General features: G+C 75.5%; 2 protein-coding genes and 1 pseudogene. 1 reads left to right on the top strand and 2 read right to left on the bottom strand.

What is annotated here, in order from left to right:
• Window positions 1-583: pseudogene (locus tag ACFQGU_RS17005) on the bottom strand (hypothetical protein); the annotation flags it as partial.
• Entirely contained in the window at window positions 580-1,308 is a 729-nt protein-coding gene (gene sigM, locus ACFQGU_RS17000) for an RNA polymerase sigma factor SigM (protein ID WP_386768888.1), read from the bottom strand. The gene sigM and the pseudogene ACFQGU_RS17005, both read right to left, overlap by 4 nt.
• 46 nt (window positions 1,309-1,354) lie before the next feature.
• Here sigM and ACFQGU_RS16995 point away from each other — a divergent pair.
• A partial coding sequence (locus tag ACFQGU_RS16995; RefSeq protein ID WP_386768887.1) for a DUF4126 domain-containing protein occupies window positions 1,355-1,855 on the top strand: 501 nt, incomplete at its 3' end.

The following is a 1,855-nucleotide window of genomic DNA, read 5'->3' as shown; positions in this document are numbered from 1 at the left end:
GCGCGGCCTGCGGCGACTCCGATGCTCCCTCGGCGGTGCGCGGCGCGGCCTTGGCGACGAGCCCCTCTGCCTGGGTGGGCAGCGATTCCTGGCTGTACGCCGTGCCCGAGTCCTGCACGATCGAGGCGAGAGCGGGCGAACCGGCGCCGCCTGAGGAGTCGCTGCTGCCGCTCGAGCCGCCGAGGATGCCGCCGTTCAGCACCGTCGCACCGCCCACGACCAGCACCGCCGCGGCCGCGAGGCCGCCGAGGAGCCGGAACGAGCGGGACGACGGCCCGCGGCGCTCGGCCGCGGTCGGGAGCACGGAGACGTTGTCGGGAAGGGATGCGGGCGCCGACTGGCCGTCCGTCGCCTCCTCGCCGGCGCCGCCGGCGATGACGCCGAGCAGGGGCGCGCCCGTACGGCGCTCCTCGGCGAGCACGGCGTCGAGGCGTCGGATGACGTCGTCGGGCATGGGCGGGTCGTCGCGCCGGAGCGAGCCCAGCAGGCCGGAGACGAAGGCCTCCTGCTCGGCCGTGGCCTCGGGACCGTCGGAGTCGCCCTCGAGGAGTCCGCGCAGGATGTCGTCGGGACCGGTGGTCACGGCGTCACCTCCGGGGAGGGTCGGGGCGGTCCGGGCGGGCCGGTGCCGGGTCGGTCGGGGGAAGGATCTGGCGAGGATGGGACGCTGCCGCCGCCGGACGGGTTCCGCCCCGCGCCCGAATCGTCCGGATCGTTGATCCCGGCCTCGGGGTCGCGCAGCCCGGCCAGGGCCACCGCGAGCTTGGCCCGCCCGCGCGAGCACCGGCTCTTGACCGTGCCCTCGGGAACCCCGAGCACCTCGGCAGCCTCGGCGACCGACAGGCCCTCGACGTCGATGAGCACGATCGCGCTGCGCTGGTCGACCGGGAGCGCCCGCAGGGCCTTGTCGATCTCCATCCGGAGCTCGAGGCGGTCCACGTCGTCGCGGGGGTCCGGCACCGCCCGGGCGCCGGAGTCGGGCTCGTCGTCCGGGATGTGCACGGTGGGCCGGGCCTTGCGCCGGCGCATCCGGTCGAGGCAGGCGTTGACCACCACGCGGTGCAGCCAGGTGGTGACCGCGGCCTCGCCCCGGTAGGAGGCGGCGTTGCGGTACGCCGAGATGAACGCGTCCTGCAGCGCGTCCGCGGCCTCCTCGGGGTCGCCCGTCGTGCGCAGGGCCACCGCCCAGAGCCGGTCGCGGTGCCGGAGTACGAGCTCGCCGAAAGCCTCGGGGTCGCCGGCGACGTGCGCGGCGACGAGCGCCCGGTCGTCGAGCCCGGGCGCAGAGGTCGACAGGTCCTCGGTCATCGCCTGCGAGCGTATCCGCGCGGGGGTCGCGCCTTACCCTCGACACGTGGATGCCACCACCGCCGTCCTCACCGGCCTGGGTCTCGCGACCGCCGCGGGGCTGAACGCGTACGTGCCGCTGCTCGTCGTCGGGCTGCTGGGCCGCTTCGGCGTGCTCGACCTCTCCGCGCCGTACGACAGCCTGTCGTCGACCCCCGCGCTCATCGTGCTGGCCGTGCTGCTGGCGGTCGAGGTGCTCGCCGACAAGGTCGCCGGGGTCGACTCGATCAACGACGTGATCCAGACCGTGGTGCGACCGGCGGCGGGCGCGGTGCTGTTCGCCGGGTCGATCGGGCTGCTCACCGACCTGCCGCCGTGGGTGGGCGTGGTCGCGGGGCTCCTGACCGCGGGCGGCGTGCACGCCACCAAGGCCGCCGTACGCCCGGCCGTCACGGTCTCGACCGGTGGCCTCGGCAACCCGGTGGTGAGCGCGATCGAGGACGCCGTGTCGCTCGTGATCAGCGTGCTCGCGATCCTGGCGCCCGTGCTCATGGCCGTGCTGCTCGTG

It is taken from the genome of Longivirga aurantiaca (genome assembly GCF_042660085.1).
Classification (GTDB): Bacteria; Actinomycetota; Actinomycetes; order S36-B12; family CAIYMF01; genus Longivirga; species Longivirga aurantiaca.
This window is presented reverse-complemented; position numbering and strand designations above follow the sequence as displayed.